We start from the raw sequence: 24,227 nt of genomic DNA, 5'->3' as shown, positions 1-24,227 counted from the left end.
CCCCCGCCCTTCGACAGGCTCAGGACGAGGGAGAGGAATCGCTGGCCGCGATGAAAGGTGCCCATTCCTCTCCCCCACAAAATGTGGGGGAGAGGTGGCCCCGCGAAGCGGGGTCGGTGAGGGGGTCCCCGGCAGAGGAAATTCCACAGGCGAAAGCCAACCATTTGGATGAAACCAACGCTGCAGCCGCTGACGCCCCCGCAAGCCCGAGGACACGCCCATGACCGGCAGCCTCACGGTCATAGGCCTCGGCCCCGGCAGCCCCGACCAGACGACGCCCGAAGCGCGCGCCGCGGTCGAGGCGGCGAGCGACTTCTTCGGCTACGGCCCCTATCTCGACCGGCTGGAGCTTGCCTCCGACAAGAGGCGCCATGCCTCCGACAACCGCGAAGAGCTTGCCCGCGCCCGCGCCGCGCTGGAAATGGCGGCGGCTGGGCGTAGCGTGGCCGTGGTCTCGGGCGGGGATGCCGGCGTCTTCGCCATGGCCGCGGCCATGTGCGAGGCGATCGAGGAAGGTCCCGCCGCCTGGCGCGAGATCGATTTCCGGCTCGTGCCCGGCATCACGGCCATGCTTGCCGTCGCCGCACGTGCGGGCGCGCCGCTCGGGCACGATTTCTGCGCCCTTTCCCTTTCCGACAATCTGAAGCCGTGGGAACTGATCGAAAGCCGCCTACGCGCGGCCGCTGGCGCCGGCTTCGTGCTCGCCTTCTACAATCCCATTAGCCGCGCCCGCCCGTGGCAGCTTGGCCGTGCCTTCGAGCTTCTGCGCGAGATTTTGCCCTCCGCGACGCCGGTCATCTTCGGCCGCGCGGTCGGCCGTCCGGACGAGCGCATGGCGGTCGCTACGCTGGCTGAGGTCCATCCCGATCAGGCCGACATGGCGACCTGCATTATCGTCGGCTCGCAAGAAACACGCGTGATCGCACGCGCGGGAAAGGCGCCGCTCGTCTACTCCCCGCGCTCGGCCGGGAGGCCCGTCAGATGACGGATGCGCGCGACCGCCTCTTCGACAGTCGCAACACCGTCTTCCGCCACTGGGCGGGGGCGGCGCACCATGATGACGGGCAGCGCAAGCGCGCGCGCCGCGGCGATCTTGCCATACGTGGCATCGCCGCCGCTGTTCTTGGCAACGACGATTTCCACGCCGTTTTCCGCGAAAAGCGCCCGTTCCGCCGCTTCCCCAAAGGGACCGCGTTCGAGAATGAAGCGCGCATTGGCCGGGGCCTCCGCTCGATCGACCGGATCGACGCTGCGAATAATGTAGCGGTGCCGGGGCAGGGCGGCGAAAGGGGCAAGTTCCTGCCGGCCGATGGCGAGGAAGACCGTGCGTGGGGGCTCGCCCAGAAGGCGCGCGGCGTCAGTGGCGTCCATCGCCTCGATCCAGCGGTCGCCCTCGACAGCCTGCCAGGGCGGGCGCTCCAGCTTAACGAGCGGCACCGCCGCCTGAGCCGCCGCATGCTCGGCATTTTCCGAAATGCGGGCAGCGAAGGGATGGGTGGCGTCGACCAGAATCCCGATGCCCTCGTCACGAATGCAGCGCGCCAGCCCCTCGGCCCCGCCGAAGCCGCCGACGCGCACTTTCCCCGCTTGCGCGCGCGGCTGCGCCGTGCGCCCGGCAAGCGACAGGGTGATTTCGAGCGCGGATTCGCCGGCCAGCGCTTCGGCAAGCCGCCGCGCCTCGCCCGTGCCGCCGAGTATGAGAACGCGCCGAGGGGTCATCATGCCATCTAGGGAATGGACCCATGCCGACGCAACGGGAAAATGGCTCGCTCTCGTCGGCATCGGCGAGGACGGAAGCGACGGCCTGAGCCCTGATGCGCGCGCCCTCGTTGCGGGCGCTGAATTCGTCTTCGGCGGCCGGCGGCATCTCGACCTCGCCAGAGCGCTGATCGAGGGCGAAACACGGCCCTGGCCGGCACCCTTCGACAGCGCCATGAAGGACGTGCTCTCCTTACGCGGCCGCCGTGTCTGCGTACTCGCTTCGGGCGATCCGTTTTACTACGGCGTTGGTGCCACGCTCGCCCGCCATGTCGATAGCTCCGAGATGCTGGTCTTGCCCGCCCCATCGGCCTTTAGTCTGGCTGCAGCATGGCTCGGCTGGGCCTTGCAGGAAGTGGAGACCGTCTCGCTGCACGGCCGCCCGGTCGAACATATCCTGCCGCTCCTGCATCCCGGCCGGCATATCATAGCGCTAACCTCGGATGGCGAGGGACCGAGAACGGTCGCCACCCTGATGGCGCGAAAGGGTTTCGGCGCCTCACGCATTCATGTGCTGGAGGCGCTGGGCGGTTCCCGCGAGACAGTGAGCACCTTCCGTGCTGAAGAAGTCGGCGAGCGAACCTTCGATCCGCTCAATGTGGTGGCGATCGAGGTGGAGGTAGCTGAGGACGCGCGTATCCTGCCGCTTGCCCCCGGCCTTTCCGACGATCTCTTCGAGCACGATGGCCAGATCACCAAGCGCGAGATCCGCGCGCTCACGCTCTCCGCGCTCGCGCCCCGGCGCGGGGAGATGCTGTGGGACATCGGTGCCGGCGCGGGCTCCGTCGCCATCGAGTGGATGCTGGCCGATCCATCGATGCGCGCCGTGGCGGTGGAAGCCGCTGCCGAGCGGGCCGGACGCATCCGCCGCAACGCGGGCGAACTCGGCGTGCCGGATCTGAAGGTGGTCGAAGGCGCCGCGCCTGCCGCGCTCGAAGGGATGCCCGCGCCGGACGCCGTATTTATCGGCGGCGGGGGCAGCGATGCCGGGGTGGCGGACTCGGCAATGGAAGTGCTGAAGCCCGGCGGGCGCCTCGTCGCCAATGCGGTAACCTTGGAAATGGAGACGGTGCTGCTCGGCCTCCACGCCCGTTTCGGTGGCGATCTCACCCGGATCGCGCTCTCCCGTGCCGCCCCCATCGGCGGCATGAACGGATGGCGTCCGGCTATGCCCGTGACCCAGTGGGTCTGGAGGAAGCCATGAGGGTGGCGGGGATTGGATGCCGGAAAGGTATTTCCGCGGGCGAGGTGATCGCAGCGGTGGAGGCGGCGCTTGCTGTTTTGTACGATTCGCCAATGCGGAGAGGAGAAGTGTACGGCAACTCGGCTGGAATTTCTTCTCCTCCTTTGCGGGCAGGTTTTTTGGATGTGGAGACGCCGTTCCCCCACTCCGTCTCGGGGCTTCGCCCCGATCCACCTCTCCCCCGTAACGGGGTAGAGGAAGCGCCGGCCGCGATGCGGCGCGCCTTTCCTCTCCCCCAACAGCGTTGGGGGAGAGGTGGATCGGCCGGAGGTCGAGACGGAGTGGGGGAATCGGCAGAAGAGTCTCCACGCGAAACGGCCCTGCCTCTACAAGGCAAAGGTGCCAAGCGAGTGCGAGCCTGTCACTACGGGGGGCGCGCCTCGAACGAGACCGGTACGGAGAACGACATTTCTTACGAGCGATTGGAAGCCCTCGCCACATCCGAAGCAAAGGCTCTCGAGCCGGCAATCATCGAGGCGGCAAAGGCCCTCGGCCTCCCGCTCATCGCCGTCGCTCAAGCAGACCTGCAGCGCGCCTCCGACCGCTGCCTCACACGCTCGGAGGCTTCCCTCGCGGCGACCGGGATTGCCTCACTCTCAGAAGCGGCGGCGCTCGCGGCGGCCGGGGAGAGAAGCCGGCTCTTGGGCCCGCGCATCGCCGAGGGCAACGTGACATGCGCCATCGCGCAGAACAGGGACGAGACATGACCGTACACTTCATCGGCGCCGGTCCCGGCGCTGCGGATCTCATCACCGTCAGGGGACGCGACCTGCTCGCCCGGTGCCCGGTCTGCCTCTATGCCGGTTCGATTGTGCCGCCCGAACTGCTTTCCTACTGCCCGGCGGATGTGCGACTGGTTGACACCGCGCCCATGGCGCTGGACGAGATCGAGGCCGAATATGTGGCCGCGCACGAGGCGGGGCAGGACGTGTCACGGCTGCACTCGGGCGATCTGTCGGTCTGGAGCGCTGTGGCCGAGCAGATCCGGCGGCTGGAGCGGCACGGCATCCCGTATACGCTCACGCCCGGCGTTCCGGCCTTCTCCGCCGCCGCGGCAGCGCTGGGGCGGGAGCTGACGATCCCGGAAGTCGCGCAGAGCCTGGTGCTGACGCGGGTTTCCGGACGCGCCTCGAAAATGCCGGAAGGCGAGACGCTGGAGGGTTTTGGCCGCACGGGCGCGACGCTTGCTGTCCACCTCGCCATCCACAAGCTCGGAGAGATCGTGGCCGAGCTCACCCCGCTCTACGGGCCGGACTGTCCGGTCGTCATCGTCGCCCGCGCAACCTGGCCGGATGAGCGCATTCTGCATGGCACGCTGGCGACCATCGAGACGGAAGCCGCGCGCAATCCAATCGAGCGCACGGCCATCGTCTTTGTCGGACATGGCCTGGCAGCCGGGGATTTCCGGGAGAGCGCGCTCTACGATGCCGGCTATCAGCGCCGTTTCAGGGGACGGGAGAGCCTATGAGCCTTGGTGAAGCCATAGCGCGGCTGCCTTATGCATCCGCACCTTTCGAGCCGGGTCATGTCTGGCTTGCCGGTGCCGGACCGGGCGGGCTCGGCTGTTTGACGCTTGACGTGGTGGCGGCGCTCGGACAGGCCGACGTGGTGATTTATGATGCTCTTGTCGATCAGGATGTGTTGCAGGTAGCCGTGCAGGCGGAGCATTTCTTTGTCGGCAAGCGCGCGGGCAAGCCCTCGACGCCGCAGGAAGAGATCAATAGACTCATGATCGAGCACGCCCGGGCAGGGCGCCGTGTCTTGCGGCTGAAGGGTGGCGACCCGAACACCTTCGGGCGCGGCGGCGAGGAGGCGCTGGCCCTCGCCAAGGCCGGCATTCCCTTCCGCTTCTTGCCGGGCATCACCTCCGCCGTCGGGGCGTTGGCGGGGGCGGGCATTCCGGTGACGCTTCGTGGCGTCAACAAGGCCGTCATCCTCGCCACCGGCCATGCGGCGGGAACGTCGGACGATCTCGACTGGGCCGCGCTGGCGAAAACCGGCCAGCCGCTCGTCATCTATATGGGCATGCGCAATCTGGACCGGATCGCCGACGCCCTCATGGAAGGCGGGCTTTCCGGCACCACGCCAGCCGCCATCCTCATGTCCGCAACAACCACTGACGAAAGAGTACTGACCGGTACGCTCTCCGAGATAGCCGAAAAGGCGCGCGCGGAAGGCTTCGGCGCTCCGGCGCTGATCGTGGTGGGGGAGATCGTCCGCATGCGCGAAACGCTGCGCCAGTTGCAGCAGGAAGGAACATTGATCCCATGACCCGTGGCCTCATCATCGGAGCCGCGCGATCCGGCTCCGGCAAGACCAGCGTCACCATCGGCCTTATGCGCGCTTTGCGGCGGCAAGGGCTGACGGTCGCTGGCGCCAAGTCCGGGCCGGACTATATCGATCCCGGCTTCCACGCCGCCGCAACCGGTCGCCCCGGAGTCAATCTCGACAGTTGGGCGATGGCACCCGGCCTGCTGGATTCGTTGCTCTCGAAGCAGGTGGATGGCGCCGACGCGCTGATCGTGGAAAGCGCCATGGGGCTTTTCGACGGGGTGCGCAAGGAGGATGGTCGCTCGGGGGCCGCCGCCGATCTGGCGCGGCACTATGGTCTCCCGGTCCTCCTGGTGCTCGACATTTCAGGCCAATCGCAAACAGCCGCCGCCATCGCCCACGGCTTCGCCACCTTCGATCCCGGCGTGAAAATCGCCGCCGTCGTGCTCAACCAGGTCGCCAGCGAACGGCACGAGGCGCAGGCGCGCGCGGCGATCGAAGCGTCGGGCATCCCCGTGCTCGGCGCGATCTACCGCAACCCCGACATGGCGCTTCCCGAAAGGCATCTGGGCCTCGTCCAGGCGAGCGAGCACGCCGCGCTAGAAGCCTTTATCGAGCGGCTGGCAGACACGATGGAGAAATCGCTAAACCTCGATGCGGTCCTGCGTGCGGCGGGTCCCGTATCCACCGTCAGCGGGGCGGACGGGCACTTCCTCCCGCCTCCGGGCCAGCGCATCGCCATCGCACAGGATGCGGCATTCTCCTTCGTCTATCCCCACGCCGCCCGGCATTGGCGCGAGGTAGGCGCCGAACTCGTCCCCTTTTCGCCGCTTGCCGACGATGCGCCGGACGCCTCCTGCGATGCCTGCTGGCTGCCCGGAGGCTATCCGGAGCTTCATGCCGGCCAGCTCGCCGCGGCCGCTAATTTCAAGGCGGGGCTCGTCAGTTTCGCCGAAACGCGCCCGGTGCACGGCGAGTGCGGCGGCTACATGGTTCTGGGTAAGGCGCTGGAGGATGCCGAAGGCGTGACCCACGAGATGTCCGGCCTGCTTAGTCACGTCACAAGCTTCGCCCGGCGTAAGATTAATCTCGGCTATCGCGAAGCGCGCCTTCTTTCCGATTGTCCGCTTGGAAAGGCGGGCGAGACGGTGCGCGGGCACGAGTTTCACTATTCGCGCCTGACCGAGCCCGGCTCCGACGAACCGCTGGCCGATCTGGCCGATGCGATGGGCAATGCGCGCGGCCACTCCGGCGGGCGGCGCGGACGTGTTACCGGCACCTATTTCCACGCCATTGCGCGGGGTTGAGTCATGGAGCGCGAGGTGTCCAGCCGCAGCTTAGGCGCCGATCTCCTGGCCTGCATCGGCTTTTATACGCGCCTGCCGGTCGGGGCGCGGGTGGACGACTTCGCCGCCGCGCAATGGGCCGCACCTGTGGCCGGCGCCGTGGTGGGACTCATCTCGAGCTTGGTCCTGCTTGCCTGCCTCTGGGCCGGTATTCCGGCAACGGTCGCAGCGGCGATCGCGCTCGGCGTTGCCATGCTAGCCACAGGCGCGCTGCACGAGGACGGGCTGGCCGATCTGGCCGACGGTTTTGGCGGCGGGCGGAGCCGGGACGAGAAGCTCACCATCATGCGTGACAGCCGCATCGGCACCTATGGGGTGCTCGCGCTCGGCACTACGATATTGATCAAGTGGGCGGCGTTGGCATCCCTGGCGGGGATAGGGGCCGGCACGGCGTTTTTCGCCCTTCTGGCCGCCCATACGGCCTCTCGCGCGCTGATGGTGCTCTTCACCTCGCGTGTTGAGCCGGCGCGCGAGGATGGGCTTTCGGCCAATCTCGGGCGCATCGAGGGGCAGACTGCCCTTGTAGCGCTGTTGATCGGCGCCGCCTCGCTGGTCCTGCTGGGGGCGGGCCTGGCGCTGCTCGCCGCCATCCTCCTGGCGGTGTGGTTCTGGGGGCTGGAGCGGCTTTGCCGCCATCAAATCGGCGGTCAGACCGGCGACGTGCTCGGCACGCTCCAACAAGGCGGCGAAATCGCAATCCTCGTCACCGCGTCCGCAATTCTTACCTGACGGAGACCTGATGACCGAACTTTCCTCCCTCGACGCCATCCGCGCCGCCTGCCGCCACCTGCCGGAAGGCGACGAAGGGGCCGCCGGCGCGGCGACCGAACGGCAGAACACGCTGACGAAGCCGCCCGGCAGCCTCGGCAGGCTGGAGGAGATCGCGGTTTTTCTGGCGAAGTGGCAGGGAAGGGAGAAGCCGGCACTCGACCGGGTGGATATCCTCGTCTTCGCCGGTTCGCACGGCGTGGTGGCGCAAGGCGTCTCCGCCTTTCCTGCCGAGGTGACCCACCAGATGGTGGCGAATTTCGAGGCCGGCGGGGCCGCGATCAACCAGCTTGCGAAGACGTCCGGCGCCCAGCTCAGCGTCATGGCGCTCGACGTCGAGCAGCCCACCGGCGACTTCACGCGCGAACCCGCCATGTCGGAAACCGAATTCGCTGAGGCGGTGCAAAAAGGTTTTGACGCGGTGTCGGACGATGCCGACCTCATCTGCCTGGGCGAAATGGGAATCGGCAACACGACGACGGCAGCCGCTGTCGCCGCAGCCCTTTTCGGCGGCACGGGAGCGGAGTGGGTCGGGCGTGGCACAGGGGTGGACGAAGCGGGGTTGAAGCGCAAGGCAGAGGTGGTCGACGCCGCGCTCGCTTTCCATGGAGATGCGCTCGCCGATCCGCTCGAAGCGCTGCGGCTTGTTGGCGGGCGGGAGCTTGCCGCCATGTTTGGCGCCGCCCTCGGCGCGCGGCGGAAGCGCATTCCCCTGCTGATCGACGGCTTCGTCTCTACGGCGGCGGTCGCGCCGCTGGCACGTATCGATCCGGAAGGCTTGGCGCATGCGCTCGCCGGCCACGTCTCGGCGGAAGCCGCGCATGGCAAGCTGCTCTCCGCGACTGGTCTCGATCCGCTGCTCAATCTCGGCATGCGGCTGGGCGAGGGCTCCGGCGCCGCCGTAGCGATCTCGATCCTGCGCGCTGCGCTCGCCTCACACAACGGCATGGCGACCTTCGCGGAAGCCGGCGTTTCGGGAGGGTAGGGCGATGCGCAAGCTCCTCGTCATCGGCATAGGCACGGGCAATCCCGAGCACATGACCGTGCAGGCCATCAACGCGCTCAACCGCGCCGACATCGTGCTGGTGCCGCGCAAGGGTGAGGAGAAGGAGGATCTGGCCGAACTCAGGCGCGAGATCTGCCGGCGTTTTCTGACCAATGAACAAACCCGGCTTGTCGAATTCGAACTGCCGGTGCGCGACGAGGCGGAGCCTTCCTATGCAAAACGCGTGGCCGACTGGCATCAGGCGATCGCCGCCACCTATCGCGACCTGATTGCAGAACACACAGGCGGAGACGGCACAGCGGCCTTCCTCGTCTGGGGCGACCCTTCGCTCTACGACAGCACGCTGCGCATTCTCGACCGCTTGCAGGCGATGGCCGGCTACGATTTCGAGCGCGAAGTCATCCCCGGCATCACCAGCATTCAGGCGCTGGCCGCCAGCCACGGCATAGCGCTCAATACAGTGGGCGGGGCGGTGCAACTCACTACTGGCCGCAACCTTTCCGCGGGCTTCCCCGAGAATGCCGACACGGCCGTGGTGATGCTCGATGGCAGGACGGCCTTCCGGGCGCTACCCGGTGACGATTACACCATCTATTGGGGCGCCTATCTCGGCGCGGAGGACGAGATCGCGATATCCGGCAAACTCGGCGATGTGGCCGACGAGATCGCCGAAAAGCGCGAAGAGGCCCGCCAGCGAAAAGGTTGGATCATGGACACCTATCTGCTGCGCCGGCGCTGAGGCTGCATCAACGCTGCTCGAAACTGTTGCGCGTCCGGCGTGCCGCACCTGGCGTTATGCCGTAGCGTTCGCCGAAGCGGCGGTAGAATGTCGACAGGTCGTTGAAACCCGAAAGAAAGGCGATCTCGGCGATGGAGAGGTTGTCCGAGGCGGGATCCTCGAGCAGCATGCGACTGCGTTTCAGACGGCGGCATGCCACGAGCTCGCAAAAACCAGCGGCCATGTCTTCCAGGAGAGCATGCAGCCACCGCGGCGATATTCCGAGATCCTTCGCCGCACGTCCTGCAGTGAGGCGAGGATCGGCCAGATGCGTTTCGATGTAGGTAAGGACCCGCTGGCGCTGGAAGGTACGGTAGTTGCTGGTTCGCGCCTGGCGTGGCCTTGCCGCCGCCTCCAATGCCAGCCCCAGAAGACCGCATAGATGCGCGAGCACACCGTGTTGAGTGGCGTGATCCAGCCGTTCTGCTTCCCGGGCGAGTTCGCGCGTGTGCCGCATCAAAACCGTGTTCAGGCCGTTGCTCGCGGGAAGATGCAGTATCGCATCGCTGTCGCGCTGCGGCAGGAAAGGCGCGACGAGCGCCTCGGGAAAGCTCCATCTCACAAGGCGTGTTTCCACCGGTGATATTACCTGGGACCACTCGGCGGTATCTATGAGAACGATGTCGCCGGGGCTCTGCGTAACAGCGCCGTTCATCCACGCGTACCTGCCGTGCCCCTCGAGAAGAAGAATGAGATGGTAGCGATGGGGATCGCCTGCGGCGACGTTGTTCTGCGTCACGGTTACGGGGGGAGAGCTGATTTCCGCGAGAGCGGTTTCGGCGATGGATCGACTCTGGATTCTGAATGCGTTCGGGCGATCGCAGAGGATTTCGATCGTCTTGTTCCAGAGTGCAGGGTAGGCGATGTTCCGGCTTTCGCCGTGATCGTCGCATGAGTCCGGCTCTCTGGGGGCTGCCGGCACCCGCGTTGCCGGTTCGTGTGGGCGCACATAAGCGGTTTCGGTCATATCTTCCCCTCAGCACTGTGTTTGGCAGCACAGGACGCAATTTGTTCAAGAAAGTTCCCGGGGCCGAAATCGGCCATGCCGGCCGAGCGTAGTGCGCAAATCGCAAACTCTGCCTTCCCGAAACGCCAAGACCCGTAACCTGGAAGCCCGCTAGGCTCCGGTATCGTTTTTAAGACCCTCTGCCCCGAAAGGATGGGCCGGACGAGGCCGAGCGGAAAAGGGAGAAGAGTTCATGGTGAGAAGATCTGCCAGCTTCGCGGCGGTTACCGCTGTAGCAACATTGGTATTGCCCGCCACCGGCGTGACAGGTGCTTCCGCCCAAGAGGCCGAGACGACGGCGGTGCTCCAGACCGAACTCGTGGGCGATGAAGGGACGGAAGCCAACATCGTGCTGTACGAGGTGGAAGCCGGATGGGAAACGGAGCGTCATATCCATCCGGGCCATGTCTTCGTGTATGTGACGGAAGGCACTATCGACGTTGACGTCGAGGGAGAGGAGCGCAGAAGCGTCTCCGCCGGCAACGCTTTCTATGAACTGCCGGACAAGCCGATGGTGGCGGGCACCGCCTCTGCCGACGAAGGCGCCAGTTTCATCGTCTTTCAGGTGGGACCCGCCGGCGAGCCGATCATGGTTCCGCATACGGAATGATTCCGGGCCGGTCCGGGGACGCGGTCAGCTGCGCCCGGATCGATCCTTCGCGCGACAACTCGCCGGATACGGCAGCGCCTTTCTAGTCCAGTAACGTGAGGAGGAATGCAATGGCCAATGCAACGGAAGAACTCGTCGTACTGATGACTCATGGCGCCGACCATGAACTGTCATCGGTTGGTTTCACCATCGCCAATGGCGGGCTGACCGCCGGCTTGAATGTGTCGATTTTCCTCACGAGCGCTGCCGTGGATCTCGTCCGCAAGGGCGGGATCGAAATGACCCATGTGGCGCCGTTGGAGCCGCTCTCGGCGCTCATTCGGGATTTCCTGTCCCGTGGCGGAACTCTCTGGGCCTGCACCCCATGCGTCAAGGCACGCGGCTATTCCGAGGAAGACTTGCTTGAGGGCGTGATCGTCACCGGAGCAAGCCCCATGCACGAGCGCATCAAGGCTGGGGCCGCGACACTGAGCTTCTGAAGTCTGGCCGCCGATCGCGTGGCTGCGCGCTCCATGGGCGCACACCTGCACTGGAGGAACTATTATGCAGAAACAGACGAACCAACAGCAGCCGGCCGGGGGAGCGTCGCCCGATCTCGCTGCGCTTAAGCAAAAACAGCAGGGTACGTGGTCGTCCGGGGACTATTCGGTCATCGGCGTGACGCTCCAGATCGTCGGAGAGTCGCTGTGCGAGGCCGTAGATCTGAGATCCGGCGAACGTGTCATCGATATCGCGGCGGGAAACGGCAACGCTTCGCTCGCCGCTGCCCGTCGCTTTGCTGAGGTGACATCGACCGATTACGTTTCCGCTCTGCTCGACAAAGCCCGTGCACGCGCCCAAGCGGAGGGGCTTGAGATCGATTTCCGGGAGGCGGACGCGGAAGCGTTGGATTTTCCGGACGGCTCCTTCGACGTGGCGCTGTCCACATTCGGCATCATGTTTACCGCCGATCACGCCCGCGCCGCAGCCGAGATGAAGCGCGTCGTCCGCTCGGGCGGCCGTATCGCGATGGCGAACTGGACCCCGGAGGGATTCATCGGCCGGCTTTTGAAAACGATCGGCAGTCATGTTTCGCCGCCTCCCGGTGCCGTGCCCCCGGTGCGGTGGGGGACGAAAGGCTGGCTAGAAGAAGCCTTCGGCGAAGAGGCCGAGGAAATCAGCATCACCAGCAAGGATTTCGTCTTCCGTTATCGCTCGCCCGAGCATTGGCTCAATGTTTTCCGGAAGTGGTACGGGCCGATGCTGAAGGCCTTTGGCGCCCTGGACGAGGAGGGGGCCAAGAATCTTGAGGCCGACATTCTCAACCTTATTCGGCAGGCCAACCAGGCATCAGATGGCACGATGGTGGTGCCGTCCGAATATCTCGAGATCGTCATCCGCAAGGCGTGAGCACCGAGCAAAATGGAGAGAACCGTCATGAACAGCGCAACAACTACGACCGCCTTCGACCCCCGGGAACTGGAATCGAAGGTTCAGGACATGTACAGAGACGTCGCCCGGGATCCTACGGGAGATTTCCACTTCGAAATGGGACGGGCGCTTGCCGAGCGGCTCGGATACGATCCGGCGGAACTCGACCGGATCCCCGCTGAAGCGATCGATTCCTTTGCCGGTGTCGGGCATTTCTTTCACTTGGCGGCAGTCAAGCCGGGCGAAACGGTTATCGATTTGGGCAGCGGATCGGGAATGGATGCGTTCATCGCCGCCTTTAAAGTCGGCGAGGGCGGGCGCGTGATTGGCGTCGACATGACCGATGCGCAACTCGAAAAGGCCGAGAAACTGCGCAAGGACGCGGGTTTTGGAAACGTCACGTTCGAGAAAGGATACATCGAAGAGGTCTCACAGCCCAACGGCACAGCCGATGTCGTCATTTCCAATGGCGTCGTCAATCTCTCGCCGACGAAAGATCGGGTGTTTCGGGAAGCTGCGCGCCTGCTGAAGCCTGGCGGACGATTCGCGATCTCCGATATCGTGACCGAGACCCAGCTTCCGGATACGATTGTCGGCAACTCGACGCTCTGGGCCGCTTGTATCGGTGGGGCGGCTCAGCAGGAAAACTATCGCTCCATGATCGAAGCGGCTGGCATGCGCATGGAAACCGTCGAGGACAACACAAGCTACCGTTTCATTTCGGAGAATGCACAGGGCGCAAGCCGGAAGTTCGGCGTCAAGAGCGTGTCGTTGCTCGCAATCAAGCGCTAGGCAGCCTAGAATGTCTCGGAACGGTGGCCTCGGCTTTGAACGGCCGGGCCGCCATGGGGCCTTTACGATGACAAGCTCCGGCGGTGACAACTGGCAAACGTGTCCGCCTCGGGAGTTTTTCGAGGTGCAAGCCGAGCGCCTGATGGACCGGCTCTACGGCACGGCCCTGCGTCTGACCCGCGAACAAGCGGACGCAGAGGATTTGGTTGCGGAAACATTCGCCAAAGCTTGGGCAAGATTGGAAAGCCTGGAGGACCGCCAGAGCTTCGAGAAATGGATTTTCCGCATTCTCGTGAACACCTTCATCAGCGCCCAACGGCGGGAGAAAGCGCGTCCCAAGGAAGTCTTGGCTGAGGAGGATGCGCCACCGGGAGAGTTTTCCCTGTTCGAGAAGATGCACCAGCCGTTCCTGCTATGGTGGGGCAATCCCGAGCAACGGCTTTTGGACAAGCTGCTGCGGGAGGATATCGAGTCCGCGCTCGATACGTTGCCCGAAACGTTTCGGCTGGTGATCGTCATGGTCGAGTTTTGGGGGTTCAGTTACGCCGAAGCGGCAGACACCCTCGGGCTTCCGGTCGGGACTGTGCGTTCGCGTCTCAGCCGCGGCCGCTCTTTGATGCAGCATGCGCTGTGGGAGCAGGCATGTCAGCTCGGTATCGCTGCGGGACCGGAGAAAGGGGCGGCCAAATGATAAACGATCTGCGCTGCGAGGAAGTGATCGAGAAGCTTCTGGATTATCTCGACCGCGAGCTGGATTCAGAAACGGAGCAGGCCTTGGCCAATCACATGGAGACTTGCCGCGCCTGCTACTCGCGGGCGGAGTTTGAACGCAGGCTGCGCGCCCGGATCAACGAGGCCGGGCGGGCTGCGGCTCCCGATTCATTACGCCACCGCGTTCGCGCACTTGTGGAGCGCTATTGACTTTCGAGTTCCCGCGCGTCGACCGCTCGGGACATCCATTATTCGAGGGAGGCGAAGATGGTTGCTATTCTAGGCTTTTCAAAGGACCAGATCGCTGCGGCTGTGCAAGCTATGTATGGAGACGTTGCGAAAGATCCCGGGCAGTACTTCCATTTCCCGATCGGCAGGCCGGCCGCCCTTGCCGTGGGGTATCCGAAAAGCCTGCTGGATCAGGTGCCGGAAGCTGCAGTCGACCGGTTCGTCGGCGTAGGATATCCGTTTCGCGCCGATGCGATCGAACCGGGCGACACGGTGCTCGACATTGGTTCGGGTGCGGGAACCGACACGCTTCTCGCCAGCCGGAAAGTCGGTTCCGGTGGAAAGGTGTTCGCGTTGGACCTGACTCCCGAGATGGTGGCACAACTGAAGAAGACCCTGCGCGAGGCCGGGATTAAGAACGTTGAGCCCATAGAGGCGAATGCGGAAGAAATCCCGCTGCCGGAACAATCGGTGGATGTGGTGACCAGCAACGGCGTGCTCAATCTCGTTCTGGACAAGAGAAAAGCGTGCGCGGAGATTTTCCGTGTCCTCAGGCCAACAGGGTGGGTGCAAATCGCTGATATCGTCATCGCCAAGCCTGTCCCGGTTGGCGGGCGCAGCGATCCGAAATTATGGGCCGAATGCGTTGTCGGCGCCTCGATTGACGAGGATTATCTGAATCTGTTCCGGGAAGCCGGCTTCGAGGACATCGAAGTGCTGCGGAGCTTTGACTATTTCGCCGAGAGCCCCAGTGCCGATACGCGGCGCATTGCCGCCGGGCTCGGCGCACGAACGATCGAACTGAGGATGCGCCGGGGTGTCGAGGAGAAGGCGCCCGTACCGTGGTGGAACCGCTTTGCGCGGCGACTGCATCCGCGTCGCTTGAGATTGATCGGAGAGCGTGGGCTATGGGGCGCGGTCTCCGCCTGCGTATCCCTGGTGGCCTGCTATGGTACGCTCGGCCTGCTCGGGATTCTGTCGCTTTTCGGGATCGGCATGGCCCTGCCGGAAGCCGCGTGGGCTGGCTTCATTGTGGCGGCCGCACTGATCGCGGTGATTGCAACGGGCTTCAATCTTCGTCTCCACCGCCAGCCGGCCCCCCTTTTCTTGACGGGGCTGGGGGCGGGGATGCTCGCCTATGCGATGTTCGTCAACTACAGTTTTGCCGTGGAGATTACCGGCTTCGTGGTCCTGTTCACCGGTATCGTTTTCGATCTCTACAAGATCTACGAAACACAATGCCTACCGAAGGCATCCGGCTGAGGCCCGGCTCACTCATGATGATCGTGCGGGCTTCCGGCGATCTCCGCCGGGTTTGTTTCGACCGGCGGTGGCGCCACCCTGTCGGAGAGATCGGAGGGAGTGAAAGTGAGTGTGAAGCGTGTTCCCGGGTCTGCGTTCTGCCACTCATAGTGTCCGCCAAGATGCCGGCACAGGTTCAGGATGACCCGGCTGCCGGTGCCTTTCGTGGACTCTGCTGACTCTCCGTGGGGCCTCCCGACGCCGTAGTCACGGACCGTGAGACAAAGATCGTGCGGTCCAGCGCGCTCGAGCGTGATCGATATGGGGCCGGAACTCCCGGGATATGCGTGCTTCAGCGCGTTCGTGATCAACTCGTTGGTCAACAAGCCCAGCGAAATCGCTTCTTCGGCTGGGATCGTCACCGGTGCGATCGTATAGGTCAGATCGTGGGAGGACGATGCCGCACCGACATGCTCGCAAAGCTCTCCGACAAATTCCGCCAGATTCACGGCGTGAACCTCGTTCGCCCGCCACAGGCGATCATTCACCTTGGCTATTGTCTCGACTCGGGTTTGTGCTTCGAACAGGGCCTGCTGCAGGTGCGGATCGGAGGAGAGGCGACTCTGCGCCCGCAGGAGGCCGGCGACGATCGAGAGGCTGTTTTTCACGCGGTGGCTGATTTCCTCGGAGAGGGTCTCCTGGTGTTTGAGCGCGCGTTGAAGCTGAGCTTCTTTTTCTTTCAGCATCTCCTCGCTCCGCTGGCGCTCCAGAGCAACTCCGAGCAGATCGGCGAATCCTCTGACGAAAACGAGGTCCGCATTGGTGAACTTTCCGTCTAGCGGACTATCCACTTCCAGAACACCGAATCGGGTCCCGCCCCGATGGATCGGCGCGTTGATTGCTCGCTTGACGCCGTATTCGGCAAGGAGACGCGGTGTGCGGAACCGGCGTTCGTGTTCCAGGTGATTGGATATGAACGCCTTGCCGACCTTGTAGGCGTACCCGGTGGGGCTTTTTGTATCGGCCCGCGCCCGTGACTGGCCGACCACGCCCGGCCGCCAACCCACGCCCGCACGCACGAGGAACTCGTCTTCCTCCGGCAGATACTCCATGATCTTGCACAGCTTGCTTCGCAAGCCGCGCGCACAGACTCGGGTAGCTTCCTGAAGTAGCGCCTGAACGTCGTGTGTTTTCAGTGCGAAAAGTGCAAACTGGCCCATCAATGCCTGCTGGCGCAGGCGGTACTTCAGTTCGTCGTCCAGATCGTCGGTTTCCGCATCCTGGTCTGAGGATTCGGTCTGCTCGCTCATCACGTCCGTCCCTCCTCGCTCTCTTTAACCCGCAAGGAAAGGTTCGCGTTCCGCAACTACTGAAGAAGATACTCGTTATCGGCGCGAGCGCGATGCTCCGTGCGAGCCGCTCGAGAGCGAACCGGAAGCTTGTTCCCGAAGCGGAAGAACACCATTTTCCGGTAAATTCTTGATGTAACGGTCTAGCGCCTCCTTCGGCATTGGTAGGCCAACAAGGTAGCCTTGGATTTCGGTGCAGCCGGCGGCGCGCAGAATCTGAAGCTGATCCTCGGTCTCCACGCCTTCCGCGATCGTCGCCATGCCTAGGTTGGAGGCCAGGTTGATGATGGTGGCGACGATGGCGTCGTGGTCGCGATTTCTCCCGATCTCTTTGACAAAGACCCGATCGATTTTGATCGTATCGACTGCAAACTTCCTCAGATAGTTGAGTGAGGAATAGCCGGTACCGAAATCGTCAAGTGAGAGGCTGATCCCCAACTCCTTCAAGGCCTTGAATTCCGTCGTGATTTTGGTGTTGTCCTCAAGCAGGAGCGTTTCCGTAATCTCCAGAATCAGGCGCTTGGCCGGCAGATTCGTCTCCTTCAGAGTGTCCGAGACCGTTTTTACGATATCGGTCCGGTTGAACTGGACCGCCGAGATGTTCACCGCCATGCGAATTTCATCCGGCAACTGCGTGGCGAAAAGGCAAGACTCCTTCAAAACCCACGCGCCGAGGTCCACGATAGCCCCGGATTCTTCAGCTATACGGATGACTTCAGGAATTTCGGTTGTGCCCCGCGAGGGACTTTTCCATCTGAGTAAAGCCTCGACACAACTCATCCGTCCCGATGCCAGATTGGTGATGGGTTGGAAGGCGAGCGCGAACTCTTCGCAAAAATTTTCAGCGCGAAGCCGTGATTCGACCGCTACCTTCCGCTCGATCTGGTCGCCCATTTCATCCGTATAATGTGCATACGTGCCGCGGCCTGAGCCTTTTGCGGCATAAAGCGCTAAGTCGGCGAACCTCAGGAGCTCATCAACGCTGTCGGCAGCTTGGCGTGTCGTCGCGATTCCAATGCTGCAGCCAGTCGTCACCTCGCGTCCTTGTATCTGAAATGGCTCAGACAGCGTTCGGACCATACGTTCTGCGGCCCTATCGACCTGGTCCATCCGTTCCATATCGCTGCAGACGACGATGAATTCGTCCCCGCCGATGCGTGATATCGTGTCCTTGTCGCGGCACACCGAGATAAGCCGCGCGCTGACCGCGCATAAAAGCTGGTCCCCGAAAGGATGGCCGTAGGTATCGTTGATCTTTTTGAAGTTATCCAGATCGATGCACATGACGGCCGCGATCTGCTGTGTCGCATGATCGCGTGCCAACGTGGCCTCCAACCTCTCCCGAAGCAGTGTCCGGTTCGGCAGGTTGGTAAGCGCATCGTGGCGCGCCATGTGGGATATCTGTGCCTGCGCCTTGTAGCGGTCGGTAATGTCCTCGAAGGTTGCCGTCCAACCGCCGCTCTCCATCGGTTGGTGGGAAACCATCACCCGCCGTCCGTCTGCCAGCGTTTGCTCTGCGGTGTGCCGGGCCATGGACTGCGCGGGGCCCGAACGCATCCGAAGCAGCCGCGCCGCGCCGCGCGGTGAGCAAAGCCCCACTTGATGCAGAACGCCTTCGAGTTCGGCCAGCGTCGTTCCATGCCTGATCGAATGGGCGGGCAGTCCGAAGATTTCGGCCGTCCGACGGTTGGTAACAATGATGTTGCCGTCCCGGTTAAACATGCACAAGCCATGGGACATGTTGTCCAGGGCGGTTTCGAATAGTTCGTTTTGCCGAACCAGCTTCGTGTTGGCATCTCGGGTTTCCGCGACCGATGCGGCAAGACGCGCGCTTGCGCGTTGCAAATCCTCGTTTGAGCTTGCCAGCGATCTCTGGGCAGCGATCAACAGCCGGTTCTGCCATCCATTGAAGAGGAAAAGCACGAATCCACACAGCGCAAGCGCGATGGCAACAGTCGTAAATTGCCAATGCAGACCGAATAGTTCTTCCTGATCGCGAGCGACAAGTCTGCCCCCGTAGGCATTCGCCCTGGATAGGATTTCGACGAACGCCGCTTCTAGAGGATTCGTAACCGCGAGTACGGTGTCTGCTTCCTCTGGCTCGCCGATAAGCGGGGCGATCTCCAACAGGGTGTTTTCAATTTGGTCAATAAGCTGCTGGATGTCCGGCTGACTTCTGGTGAACCCGTCGAATTCCCCGGATTCGAAGAGGTTCATCCGGTTCATCAGGATTTCGTAGCGCAGCCGTGTGTTGCGCGCCTCATCCGTGGATTCGGGGTTCAATGCTAGTGAGTAGAGCGCTGTCCGGAGTCGCAGGAACTCGTTGGCGCCTTGGCCGGCGCTAAAGGCGACATTGTATCGGGAAAGCCGTTCCAGCGCTGATTGCCGCTCAAGCACAAGCCCTGTGATATAAATTCCGGCGGACAAGAGGATTGCCATCAAGACAGCAAGTGCGATCCGGATTGTCCGGACGTTCCACTGCTGCTTCACGGCAGCCGTTTTGTAAGCACCTGTCATCGGCTATTGGACAATCAATTTATAGACCTGCCAGACGGATCGCGCGTAGTAGTCCTGATTCTGGAGGCGCGATTCCTCATCGTATGGGTAAACTACGAAGAGCGGACCTTTGTCGCGAATAGGCATTTCCTCGCCATTGCGTTTCAGTGCGAGGATCGTACCGAACGTTGAAAAATCCGAAATAGGGATCTGTGCACGGTAGTCGTTAAGAGCGACCACTTCGACCTCAGTTCCCTGCGCACCAACCCGTTCCATCAACTCCGCCAGGGGAACACCTTCGAATTCCGACGGCTCGGAGTACCAGGGGGTCGAAGTGACGAAGGAAACCATCCCCATGGATTCCAGCATAGCGCGGTCGAACTGAGCGGTATCGCCGACATTCGTATTGGTGATATTACCTTCAATCGTAAGGATTGGCTCACCGGACGGAGCATCCAGGGGTTGTGCGAGCGCAGAGCTTCCCGCAATAATATAGAAGAACGTTGTCAGAAGGCGGAACAATCCGAATTTTTGTCCCATTTTGTTATACATGCTTCGGTCTCCGGGATGGATTGGCTTTAAAGGTGATTGTCCGGCCTCCGTTCGGCAGCATCTAAGATGGATGATGCTGCAGACTGACCGATACCGTATAGCTGATCTATACAAAGTTAACCGGCGCGTGGCACAGGGTACCGGGTGAAGCAGCCTGACGTGTTGGTAAACAGAGACTTAGTTTTACGCGCACCCCAATTGGACCGGGAGTAGGGAAGATGACGACGACTGTGGAAACCTTTACGGAATTTACGTTTGAAGCCGCCCATGAGCTGAAGCCCCACGAGGGGCTCCATGGCCACTCTTTCAAGGTGCGTATCCATCTTACCGGTGAGCCTGACCCGACATTCGGGTGGCCCGCCAATCTTTACGAGGTCGAAAAGCATGTTTCAGTTGTCAGAAAAAGGCTGGACCATTCGTTCCTGAACGAGATTGAGGGTTTGTCGGTGCCTTCGCTGGAGAACGTTGCCGGATGGATCTGGAAAGAGTTGGAAAGCAAGGTTTCGACGCTGAGCCATGTCGTTGTGTCCCGCGGCGTGGATGGACAGGCCGAAGGGTGCATCTATCGTGGTTGAAGCTCTCGATGCCACTGGCGGCAGAGATCGCCCCTAGTTGGCCCCGCTCATTTCCGCCCCAAATTTTCTGTGATTGATAGCTCCGGTTTCGCTGGCTCCGAAGCGGAACCCTCGGGCCGCCTTTCCCGTTAGGCGGCCTAGAGACGATCACCAAAACGGAGTGATTTTTATGAAACGAATTCTCAAAGTGGCAGCGGTACCCCTGTTGGTCTCTGGCGCATTTACCGGAGCTGCGTTCGCCGATAGCAACAACGTTGAGGCCGATGCGCAGATAAACGGAAATGCCGATGTGGGCTCCAGTGAAGCCGATGCAGGTGCTGATGCTGGCATAAGCGCTGATGGTGGAAACGACATGAGCGGACAGAGCGGCATCGACACAGGCACGACCGCAAGCACGGGCGGCGAGGCCAATTTCGGTTCAGTAATCTCGGCTATCCAGGCGGGTGGCACCGCTGCCGGAGATGTAGAGGCGGTCACCGACGCTTCGAATATTGAGATTGTGCGCGTCAGCGATCTTGCCCAGGGTGAGAGCATGAACGCGGTGGACGAGGCGTTGGCGAATAACCAGACCAGCATCGATGAGCTACGCACGGCGGTCGAGGCCAGCTCCACGGTGTCTCAGCGTCTTGAGCAGGAACAGTTCCAGACGGAAGACGTCGTGGCGGCCGAAAGCTCGGCGGACGGCTCTCTGACTCTTTACGTCCGCTAATCCTCAAAGGCGGATTCTTCATTGTACGGGCGCCGGAGAACCGGCGCCCGTTTTTTATTTGGTTCTCAAAATTTAAAGCGAGATGAAAGCTGTGGACCGTTTTCTAGCAATCTTCATTGCGAACAGTCCCCCTTAATTCTGGCGCTGAGATCGCGTCGATTACAGCCCTGTTCTCGATATTGACTTACCCCATGGTTATACCGCCATATACAAGGTGGGATAAGGGGCGAGGCTGTGAACAGGGGGCGGGATTGATGGATGACGGATTCCGGGAATTAAAACAGCAGCTCGTAGAGCTTTCCGAGACTATAAACAGGTTCGAATCCGAAGCTGTGCAATTGCGTATTGTTGAGCTTTTTTTTGAAGAGCGAGCTCAACATTTGGGACATCTGTCCGAAGGCGAAGCCGTGTCTTACGTATCGGGTCCTGGACAGCTTGGAAGAGCCGGAGAAAGGGCACCCCGGTCTTCACGGAAGCAAGCAGCAAAGGGGCCGAGCGCCAGCGGCGCCGTCGCGGTTCTGGAAAAGTTGGTTGCAAGCGACTTTTTCGAGGAAAAGCGAACGATCCGCGACGTGGTGTGGGCCAGCGAGGAACGATTTGGCGCGCAATACAGGGCCAACGCTTTCTCTGGTCCTTTGTCCCGTTACGCCAGAAAGGGCGAGTTGAAACGGGAAAAGAACGCCGAAGGCAAATACGTTTACTTCAAATAATCTAAACGCGCTCCACGTATCCGTCGAGCACCCGTTTCTGCCCGGCCTTATCGAAGTCGACCGTCAGCTTGTTGCCGTCGATCGCGGCGATATTCCCGTTTCCAAACTTCAGGTGGAAGACCCGATCGCCAACCTTGAAGGCTGATGGGGTGTCCGAAACCGACTTTGCCACGAACTCGCCTTCTATGGTGCGTCCTTTGACCGAGCCGCGTCCCGCGCCATAGCCTGAGTCGGGCTCACCATAGCCGACACGCTCCACCTGGTGCCCTGAGCGCGTGCCCCAGTTGCGTGCAGTCGCTTCGCTCCGGTTTCTCTGCGCGCGCTGCCAGCCAGGCGTTGAATAGGGGCTTGAGAAAACCTCGCCCGGCTCATCGAAGCGCGAGCGCCCGTAAGGATTGGGCCGACCGGGCTGTTGACCGCCGTAGGATTGGCCATAGCCGCCATAGACGCTGCCGTCCTCTACCACGTCGACGTGCGCTTCTGGAAGTTCGTCCAGAAATCGCGAGGGGAGGGTGGATTGCCAGAGGCCGTAAATACGCCGATTCGACGTAAACCAGATATGCAGGTTCTGTTTCGCCCGCGTTACGCCGACATAGGCAAGGCGGCGCTCTTCTTCGAGACCGGAGCGCCCGCCTTCGTCAAGCGCTCGCTGATGGGGAAAGAGGCCTTCCTCCCAGCCCGGCAGGAATACCGTGTCGAACTCCAGCCCCTTGGCGGAATGGAGTGTCATCAAGGAGACAGCGTCGAGTGCCGCGTTCTGATCCGTGTCCATGACGAGAGCAACGTGCTCCAGGAATGCGCGCAGGCTCTCATATTCCTCCATGGAGCGAATCAGTTCCTTGAGGTTGTCCAGCCGGCCCGGCGCTTCGGCCGAGCGGTCGTTCTTCCACATGTCGGTGTAGCCCGACTCCTCCAGAATCTGCTCCGCCAGTTCCGTATGCGGCATACGGTCGAGCAATCCCTGCCAGCGCTCAAAGCTCTCGACAAGATTGCGAAGCGACGCGCGCGGCTTCGGCTTCATCTCCTCTGTTCCAGCGAGATCACGCGCCGCCTGAAGCAATGGAACGCCGCGAATCCGTGCGACATCGTGTATCTGGCGCACGGCCGCTTCGCCCAGACCGCGCTTGGGCACGTTCACAATGCGCTCGAAGGCGAGGTCATCCGCATTCTGCGCAACAACACGGAAATACGCCAGCGCGTCGCGGATTTCCTGACGTTCATAAAAACGAGGACCGCCGATGACACGATAATTAAGACCCAGCGTGACGAAACGGTCCTCGAACTCGCGCATCTGGAAGGATGCGCGCACCAGGATTGCCATATCATTGAGCGCATGGCCCTTGGCTTGTAGCGCCTCGATTTCCTCGCCGACCGCGCGCGCTTCTTCTTCGGAGTCCCAGGCGGCATGTACCTTGACCTTGGGCTCGTCCGGGTCCGGCTGGTCCGTAAACAGCGTTTTGCCAAGCCGGCCTTCATTATGAGCGATCAGGTGGGAGGCAGCCCCGAGGATATGAGCGGTGGAGCGATAGTTGCGCTCCAGGCGAATGACGGTGGCACCGGGAAAGTCTTTTTCGAAGCGAAGAATGTTGTCCACCTCCGCCCCGCGCCAACCATAGATCGACTGGTCGTCGTCACCCACACAGCAGATGTTGATATACGCGCTATCCTCCCTCGATGAGGAGGCAGAGCCTTTCGAGCGCTGTGCGAGCAGCCTCAACCACATATATTGGGCGGTGTTGGTATCCTGGTACTCGTCGACCAGTATGTATTTGAATTTTCGATAATATTCCCGCAGAACGTCGGGGTGATCGCGAAAAATTCGGATGGGATGCAGCAGCAGGTCGCCGAAATCGACAGCGTTAAGTGTTTTCAGCCGCTCCTGATAGGCCGCGTAGAGTTCACGGCCTTTGCCGTTGGCAAAAGCGCGCGCATCTCCCTCCTGGATTTCGGAAGGCCCCAGCCCCTTGTTCTTCCAGCCGTCGATCATTTGCGCGAACTGCCGCGCAGGCCAGCGCTTATCGTCCAGCCCCTGGGCCTGAATCAACTGCTTCAGAAGGCGGATCTGGTCGTCCGTATCGAGAATCGTGAACGATGATTTGAGGCCGGCGAGTTCCGCATGGCGACGCAGGAGCTTCACCCCGATCGAGTGAAACGTGCCGAGCCACGGCATGCCCTCAATGGCCTCGCCGACGAATACACCAACGCGCGCCTTCATCTCGCGTGCGGCCTTGTTGGTGAAGGTGACGGCCAGGATCTGCGATGGATAGGCGCGCCCGGTGGCAAGTATGTGCGCGATGCGCGTCGTCAGCACACGCGTTTTTCCCGTACCTGCGCCTGCCAGCACCAGAACCGGCCCCTCGGTGGTCTCGACCGCCTGGCGCTGTTCGGGGTTCAATCCTTCCAGATATTGTTGTGGTGCCTGGTGTCGCGCTGCCATGGCGCGTGCAGCGATTCCGCCCTCCCGCGGGGTTGGACGGGGCGCTTCTTCATCGCCGAAGAACGGCAGATCGTCGGGAGAACCTGACATGAGTCTCGCAAATGTTGAATCGGCCATTCGAGGCCGAACGTTTTCCTTTTGTACCGGTTTGTGGCGGACGGGCCAAGGGCAGTCTCGTCACGTAGCGTTGATTGGACCGATGATACGGCACTTCATATGCTCTTGCTGCC

The 24,227-nt window shown here is 62.2% G+C and carries 25 protein-coding genes; 19 read left to right on the top strand and 6 right to left on the bottom strand.

Features of this window, described 5'->3' with window-relative positions; all coding sequences use genetic code 11:
- Positions 1-220 precede the first annotated feature (220 nt).
- Positions 221-985, top strand: coding sequence for a precorrin-3B C(17)-methyltransferase (locus tag LY631_RS07655; protein ID WP_274424617.1), 765 nt, complete (start codon positions 221-223; stop codon positions 983-985).
- On the opposite strand, the gene LY631_RS07650 is transcribed toward LY631_RS07655, so the two are convergent.
- Positions 949-1,719, bottom strand: a complete 771-nt coding sequence (locus tag LY631_RS07650; RefSeq protein WP_338000419.1) for a cobalt-precorrin-6A reductase — start codon at positions 1,717-1,719, stop codon at positions 949-951. The two genes, LY631_RS07655 and LY631_RS07650, sit on opposite strands and share 37 nt — an antisense overlap.
- Position 1,720: 1 nt before the next feature.
- On the opposite strand from LY631_RS07650, the gene cbiE reads away from it, so the two are divergent.
- The 8 genes from cbiE to cobF all read left to right on the top strand — a co-directional run bounded on the left by cbiE (position 1,721) and on the right by cobF (position 9,131).
- Complete coding sequence (cbiE, locus tag LY631_RS07645) at positions 1,721-2,962, top strand: precorrin-6y C5,15-methyltransferase (decarboxylating) subunit CbiE (RefSeq protein WP_274424613.1); 1,242 nt, start codon at positions 1,721-1,723, stop codon at positions 2,960-2,962.
- Positions 2,963-3,282: 320 nt separating this feature from the next.
- Positions 3,283-3,708 (top strand): cobalamin biosynthesis protein, encoded by a 426-nt coding sequence (locus tag LY631_RS07640; protein WP_274424612.1) that lies wholly within the window; start codon positions 3,283-3,285, stop codon positions 3,706-3,708.
- Positions 3,705-4,469 (top strand): precorrin-4 C(11)-methyltransferase, encoded by a 765-nt coding sequence (gene cobM / locus LY631_RS07635; protein ID WP_274424610.1) that lies wholly within the window; start codon positions 3,705-3,707, stop codon positions 4,467-4,469. Before LY631_RS07640 ends, cobM begins: the two co-directional genes overlap by 4 nt.
- Positions 4,466-5,272, top strand: a complete 807-nt coding sequence (gene cobA, locus LY631_RS07630) for a uroporphyrinogen-III C-methyltransferase (protein WP_274424608.1) — start codon at positions 4,466-4,468, stop codon at positions 5,270-5,272. The genes cobM and cobA overlap by 4 nt, the downstream gene beginning before the upstream one ends.
- Positions 5,269-6,579 (top strand): cobyrinate a,c-diamide synthase, encoded by a 1,311-nt coding sequence (locus LY631_RS07625; RefSeq protein ID WP_274424607.1) that lies wholly within the window; start codon positions 5,269-5,271, stop codon positions 6,577-6,579. Before cobA ends, LY631_RS07625 begins: the two co-directional genes overlap by 4 nt.
- 15 nt (positions 6,580-6,594) lie before the next feature.
- Positions 6,595-7,347: an adenosylcobinamide-GDP ribazoletransferase gene (cobS, locus tag LY631_RS07620; RefSeq protein ID WP_445082858.1), complete on the top strand. Its 753-nt coding sequence runs from the start codon at positions 6,595-6,597 to the stop codon at positions 7,345-7,347.
- Between the two features lie 10 nt (positions 7,348-7,357).
- Positions 7,358-8,371, top strand: coding sequence for a nicotinate-nucleotide--dimethylbenzimidazole phosphoribosyltransferase (cobT, locus tag LY631_RS07615; protein ID WP_274424604.1), 1,014 nt, complete (start codon positions 7,358-7,360; stop codon positions 8,369-8,371).
- A 4-nt stretch (positions 8,372-8,375) separates the two neighbouring features.
- Complete coding sequence (gene cobF / locus LY631_RS07610) at positions 8,376-9,131, top strand: precorrin-6A synthase (deacetylating) (protein ID WP_274424603.1); 756 nt, start codon at positions 8,376-8,378, stop codon at positions 9,129-9,131.
- Positions 9,132-9,138: 7 nt separating this feature from the next.
- On the opposite strand, the gene LY631_RS07605 is transcribed toward cobF, so the two are convergent.
- On the bottom strand, positions 9,139-10,137 hold the full coding sequence (locus tag LY631_RS07605) for a helix-turn-helix domain-containing protein (RefSeq protein ID WP_274424602.1): 999 nt from the start codon (positions 10,135-10,137) through the stop codon (positions 9,139-9,141).
- Between the two features lie 232 nt (positions 10,138-10,369).
- On the opposite strand from LY631_RS07605, the gene LY631_RS07600 reads away from it, so the two are divergent.
- From LY631_RS07600 to LY631_RS07570, 7 genes are all read left to right on the top strand, one after another.
- Positions 10,370-10,786, top strand: a complete 417-nt coding sequence (locus tag LY631_RS07600) for a cupin domain-containing protein (RefSeq protein WP_274424601.1) — start codon at positions 10,370-10,372, stop codon at positions 10,784-10,786.
- 110 nt (positions 10,787-10,896) lie between these two features.
- Positions 10,897-11,265: a DsrE family protein gene (locus tag LY631_RS07595; protein ID WP_274424600.1), complete on the top strand. Its 369-nt coding sequence runs from the start codon at positions 10,897-10,899 to the stop codon at positions 11,263-11,265.
- 64 nt (positions 11,266-11,329) lie between these two features.
- The gene (locus LY631_RS07590; protein ID WP_274424599.1) at positions 11,330-12,175 is read left to right on the top strand and encodes a class I SAM-dependent methyltransferase; all 846 of its coding nucleotides are present in this window, start codon (positions 11,330-11,332) and stop codon (positions 12,173-12,175) included.
- Between the two features lie 27 nt (positions 12,176-12,202).
- On the top strand, positions 12,203-12,988 hold the full coding sequence (locus LY631_RS07585) for a methyltransferase domain-containing protein (RefSeq protein WP_274424598.1): 786 nt from the start codon (positions 12,203-12,205) through the stop codon (positions 12,986-12,988).
- Positions 12,989-12,998: 10 nt separating this feature from the next.
- Positions 12,999-13,679, top strand: a complete 681-nt coding sequence (locus LY631_RS07580) for a sigma-70 family RNA polymerase sigma factor (RefSeq protein WP_274424597.1) — start codon at positions 12,999-13,001, stop codon at positions 13,677-13,679.
- Positions 13,676-13,909, top strand: a complete 234-nt coding sequence (locus LY631_RS07575; RefSeq protein WP_274424596.1) for an anti-sigma factor family protein — start codon at positions 13,676-13,678, stop codon at positions 13,907-13,909. The genes LY631_RS07580 and LY631_RS07575 overlap by 4 nt, the downstream gene beginning before the upstream one ends.
- 57 nt (positions 13,910-13,966) lie before the next feature.
- Positions 13,967-15,190: a MerC family mercury resistance protein gene (locus LY631_RS07570; RefSeq protein ID WP_274424595.1), complete on the top strand. Its 1,224-nt coding sequence runs from the start codon at positions 13,967-13,969 to the stop codon at positions 15,188-15,190.
- Positions 15,191-15,198: 8 nt separating this feature from the next.
- Here the strand turns inward: LY631_RS07570 and LY631_RS07565 are convergent, their stop codons facing one another.
- The 3 genes from LY631_RS07565 to LY631_RS07555 all read right to left on the bottom strand — a co-directional run bounded on the left by LY631_RS07565 (position 15,199) and on the right by LY631_RS07555 (position 19,566).
- Positions 15,199-16,479: a sensor histidine kinase gene (locus LY631_RS07565; RefSeq protein WP_274424594.1), complete on the bottom strand. Its 1,281-nt coding sequence runs from the start codon at positions 16,477-16,479 to the stop codon at positions 15,199-15,201.
- 75 nt (positions 16,480-16,554) lie between these two features.
- Entirely contained in the window at positions 16,555-19,035 is a 2,481-nt protein-coding gene (locus tag LY631_RS07560; protein ID WP_274424593.1) for a putative bifunctional diguanylate cyclase/phosphodiesterase, read from the bottom strand.
- A gap of 3 nt (positions 19,036-19,038) precedes the next feature.
- Positions 19,039-19,566, bottom strand: a complete 528-nt coding sequence (locus LY631_RS07555; protein WP_274424592.1) for a molybdopterin-dependent oxidoreductase — start codon at positions 19,564-19,566, stop codon at positions 19,039-19,041.
- Positions 19,567-19,784: 218 nt separating this feature from the next.
- On the opposite strand from LY631_RS07555, the gene LY631_RS07550 reads away from it, so the two are divergent.
- From LY631_RS07550 to LY631_RS07540, 3 genes are all read left to right on the top strand, one after another.
- Positions 19,785-20,141 carry a 6-carboxytetrahydropterin synthase gene (locus tag LY631_RS07550; protein ID WP_274424591.1) on the top strand — a complete coding sequence of 119 codons (357 nt, stop codon included), beginning with the start codon at positions 19,785-19,787 and terminating at the stop codon, positions 20,139-20,141.
- A gap of 169 nt (positions 20,142-20,310) precedes the next feature.
- A complete protein-coding gene (locus tag LY631_RS07545) occupies positions 20,311-20,850 on the top strand; it encodes a hypothetical protein (protein WP_274424590.1) in 540 nt (179 codons plus the stop codon).
- 254 nt (positions 20,851-21,104) lie between these two features.
- Positions 21,105-21,560, top strand: a complete 456-nt coding sequence (locus tag LY631_RS07540) for a hypothetical protein (RefSeq protein WP_274424589.1) — start codon at positions 21,105-21,107, stop codon at positions 21,558-21,560.
- Between the two features lies 1 nt (position 21,561).
- Here LY631_RS07540 and LY631_RS07535 read toward each other — a convergent pair whose 3' ends face one another.
- The gene (locus tag LY631_RS07535) at positions 21,562-24,087 is read right to left on the bottom strand and encodes an ATP-dependent helicase (protein ID WP_274425084.1); all 2,526 of its coding nucleotides are present in this window, start codon (positions 24,085-24,087) and stop codon (positions 21,562-21,564) included.
- Positions 24,088-24,227 lie beyond the last annotated feature (140 nt).

Source organism: Chelativorans sp. YIM 93263 (assembly GCF_028767125.1).
Taxonomy (GTDB): Bacteria; Pseudomonadota; Alphaproteobacteria; order Rhizobiales; family Rhizobiaceae; genus Chelativorans.
This window is presented reverse-complemented; position numbering and strand designations above follow the sequence as displayed.